Source organism: Acetobacter fallax (assembly GCF_011516735.1).
GTDB classification, from domain to species: Bacteria; Pseudomonadota; Alphaproteobacteria; order Acetobacterales; family Acetobacteraceae; genus Acetobacter; species Acetobacter fallax.
Genome location: NZ_WOSX01000095.1, coordinates 1 through 3,583 on the forward strand (window position 1 = coordinate 1; position 3,583 = coordinate 3,583).

The 3,583-nt window shown below is 57.2% G+C and carries 5 protein-coding genes and 1 pseudogene; 5 read left to right on the forward strand and 1 reads right to left on the reverse strand.

The window, feature by feature from the left end:
• Positions 1-424 precede the first annotated feature (424 nt).
• The 4 genes from GOB85_RS18430 to GOB85_RS18445 all read left to right on the forward strand — a co-directional run bounded on the left by GOB85_RS18430 (position 425) and on the right by GOB85_RS18445 (position 2,717).
• Entirely contained in the window at positions 425-778 is a 354-nt protein-coding gene (locus GOB85_RS18430; RefSeq protein WP_173578831.1) for a hypothetical protein, read from the forward strand.
• Positions 779-787: 9 nt separating this feature from the next.
• Positions 788-940, forward strand: a complete 153-nt coding sequence (locus GOB85_RS18435) for a hypothetical protein (RefSeq protein WP_173578830.1) — start codon at positions 788-790, stop codon at positions 938-940.
• Positions 941-1,141: 201 nt separating this feature from the next.
• Complete coding sequence (locus GOB85_RS18440) at positions 1,142-1,477, forward strand: helix-turn-helix domain-containing protein (protein ID WP_173578829.1); 336 nt, start codon at positions 1,142-1,144, stop codon at positions 1,475-1,477.
• Positions 1,470-2,717 (forward strand): type II toxin-antitoxin system HipA family toxin, encoded by a 1,248-nt coding sequence (locus tag GOB85_RS18445; protein ID WP_173578828.1) that lies wholly within the window; start codon positions 1,470-1,472, stop codon positions 2,715-2,717. The genes GOB85_RS18440 and GOB85_RS18445 overlap by 8 nt, the downstream gene beginning before the upstream one ends.
• A gap of 29 nt (positions 2,718-2,746) precedes the next feature.
• On the opposite strand, the gene GOB85_RS18450 is transcribed toward GOB85_RS18445, so the two are convergent.
• Positions 2,747-2,971 (reverse strand): PIN domain-containing protein, encoded by a 225-nt coding sequence (locus GOB85_RS18450; protein WP_173578827.1) that lies wholly within the window; start codon positions 2,969-2,971, stop codon positions 2,747-2,749.
• A gap of 16 nt (positions 2,972-2,987) precedes the next feature.
• Between GOB85_RS18450 and GOB85_RS19520 the strand changes: the two are divergent.
• Positions 2,988-3,452 (forward strand): annotated as a pseudogene (locus tag GOB85_RS19520) (IS5/IS1182 family transposase); the annotation flags it as partial.
• Positions 3,453-3,583: the final 131 nt, after the last annotated feature.

Consider the following 3,583-nt stretch of genomic DNA (forward strand, 5'->3'; position numbering starts at 1 on the left):
CTGCGCTCGGGTGATTTCAGTCCAGGCCATCTTGATCTCATCAGGTTATCGCAAACCCATGAATCATAACCCGCTGAAATCACTCAACTCATTTTCGGTCAGACACTAAGACAAATAAATATACCTCTCCCTACAGCCTCTATTCGCCAGCAACGCTTAGCTAGACTCACGGCGACTATTAAAGCCGAAGTGAGCCTCGAAACCGAGGCCCAACGTGCCCTAACCCTCCTCGACCGCCTAGAATCCTCCCTTATCGCCAAAGCCTTCCGGGGCGAACTCGTGCCTCAAGACCCGAACGACGAACCCGCCAGCGTCCTGCTCAACCGTATCCGGGCCGAACGTGCTGCGGATACGAAACCGAAAAGAGGCCGCAAACAGTCCACTCAAGACATGTCACTTCCCAGGAAACGGCAGACAGAAAAGCATGGCTGAGAAACCGTCCCTCGCAGACGAAAAATGGGTTCGCATCATGGGCGAATACGGCTGTGAAGGCGTCTGGCATCGCGACGGCTGCTCGACATGTGCAGACGAACTCCCCGTCAGCGAGGGACTGCGGGAGCGGCTTCGTGCATGGGCGCAACGCTATGATGACTATGACTTCCAGCCTGAGGAAAACAGCCCACCGTTCGATATGGAAGCCTTCGCCCAAGACGGTCTGGAAATCGCCCGCGCGATCAAGGCGGAATTGGCGGACTGGACGGTCATTTATTTCGATGAATCCAAAGCGGATTATAAAAACCGCTTTCAACCACGATGGCAATACGAATACGAGGTTTGATCCAGCATCATGGCCGTTCCTGATTACCAGTCTCTCATGCTGCCTGTCCTGCGTCTCGCCGTCACAGGCCTCCGTCGCGTGCCGGACGTCACGGAGACGATTGCGGACGAGCCTGCATTGTTATCGAACGACCGGGCCGCATCACAGCCACTGGGCCATTAAACTGATCGCTTGGGACGAAGGTTTCTGTATGCCTGTCGGCATATGTGCCCGCTTCAGGACACCGCACAGATAACCCGCCAGGCATTCTCTCTGGCCGCAGATTCCTGAAGACTATGCAATATCCACAGCCATGGAGAGATTTTTGAAAAAACGCTATCTTCGTGCTACACATTCGTAGTTAATGTAGCATGAAGATGACAAATGCCAACCCCGCATATCCCGCCCGCCTCTGTCCGTCGCGCCCTGCGCAAGCTGGGCGCTGATATCCACGACGCTCGCCGCCGCCGCAAATTGCCCATGGCCGTGGTGGCAGAGCGCGCCTTCACCTCACGCTCGACACTACAGCGGATCGAAGCCGGGGATGCCGGTGTCAGCATCGGCATCTATGCCAGCGTCCTCCAGGCCCTCGGGTTGCTCGACGGCCTGAGCCAGATTGCTGACATCAGCCATGATAGTGTCGGACAGGCACTGGCCAGCGCGGCTTTGCCGAAACACATCCATCTCAAACGAGACACTGGACCGTCACGCGATGGCTGACTTTGAAGTGCATATTGATCTGAACGGCCAGACACGGTCAGTCGGGATTGCAAGAAGCAATCGCGTCCGGGGCACAGAGACGATCCTGTTCGAATATGACGACGCATGGCTCCAGAATCCTGGACGCTTTTCGCTGGAACCGGCGCTCGCGCTAACACGCGGGGCCTTCGCGCCTCCAGCCGGACTGTCTACTTTCGGGTCCATCGGCGACTCAGCTCCGGACACCTGGGGGCGTCGTCTCATGCAGCGGGCTGAACGTCGCCTCGCAAACCGTGAAGGTCGCGCCGTTCGCACCCTCACGGAAAGTGACTATCTGCTCGGAGTGGCTGATGAAACCCGGCTTGGAGCACTCCGCTTCCGTTGGATGGGAGACACGGTCTTTCAGGCGCCCATCCGGGGTGGCGTCCCTGCTCTGATCGACCTTGGCCGCCTGCTTCATATCACCGAGCGCATTCTTCGTGACGAGGAAACTGACGAAGACCTTCAGCTCATTTTCGCTCCCGGCTCTTCCCTTGGTGGCGCGCGGCCTAAAGCCTCAGTCATAGACCAGCACGGCCATCTTTCCATCGCCAAGTTTCCCAAAGAGACTGACGACTACAGTATGGAAACCTGGGAGGAGATCGCCTTGCGACTGGCCGGGCAGGCTGGCATTGCTACCCCACGACACAAACTGATCCACGTCGCCGGCAAAGCGGTTCTTCTCTCACAGCGTTTCGACCGTGACGGCGCCACCCGTATTCCGTTCCTGTCCGCGATGGCGATGATGGGCGCCAGAGACGGAGAACGGGGGAGTTACCCGGAAATCGTGGACGCCCTTGCACGACACGGCGCACAGGGAAAGACGGACGCCCACGCCCTCTATCGGCGCGTGGTTTTCAATGTTCTGATCTCGAATGTCGACGATCATCTGCGCAATCATGGTTTCCTGTGGCAGGGAAAGGCCGGATGGTCGCTTTCTCCAGCCTATGATCTCAACCCTGTTCCGGCCGATCTCAAGGCCCGGGTACTGACCACAAACATTGATCTTGATGAAGGAACCTGCTCCGTCGATCTTCTTGAAGCGGCATCGGAATTCTTCGCCCTTACGCTGCCTCAGGCACGCGCCGTCATCAAGGAGGTGGCGACGGTCACCGCGACATGGCGGGAGACCGCCAGGGAAGTCGGCGCCCGGTCAGCGGAGATCCAGCGTATGGCAAGCGCATTCGAGCATAACGATCTCAGACAAGCACTGGCCCTGTGATCCGGATGCCGGATGAAAACTTCCATAGGCTACAAGCGTGCAGGCAACGCGAACGCGCTTCGCCTCAGCTTTGAGTAAAACGAGCCTCTTTGAGATGGCAGGCTTTCAAAGGGATCGAGGGCTGTGACACCCATTCCCTGGAAATGTCGCAGGTTGCGGGTCAGCACGACATAGCCCTTCACCATCGCTGTCGCCGCGATGGACAGGTCGGCCATTTCGGGCATACGACCCGCCTGACGTACCGCCTGCGTCATACGCCACAGTTCGACGGATCTGCGGGAAGGACGAACCCACAAGGGTTGTCGTGCACGCTGGACACTGAAGTCACTAAAGCAAAGGGACAGAATGACGGAACATTCCCCGCAACGGACCTTGCCATTCCGTTCTTGCTACAAATCGCATCTCTCCACAGACCAGAATTTCAGGCTGATCCGGAAAGGAAAAGCCGACGACGACGCCACCAGTGATGATGCCAGATTACGCGAGGGCCTAGCTGGATAAACCCAATATAGCCTCAAGCGTCTGGACCGACACGGCCTGTCGATCAAAAGCCAATGCTGGAAAGTCGATCATCCATTCCCGTGTCAAGCACATCTTTGCTGATCAGAAATCACAAACGGGACTGTCCATCCGCACGGTCGGTATCATGCGAACCTCCATGAAGATCGGTCAGGCCAATATCGTCTACAATGCACGCTGCTTCCCTTCTTCGAGAGCGTCAGCGCAACCGCGTAGCAATCAGGGACACAGCCCTTCTAGAGCAGTTCCACTGAACTCTGAATCGAGAGGTGACACTGCAGGGGGAATGTGATTCACCGTTTTCCCTGATGGAGACGGTGATGGCACGAGCATTGAGTGATGATCTT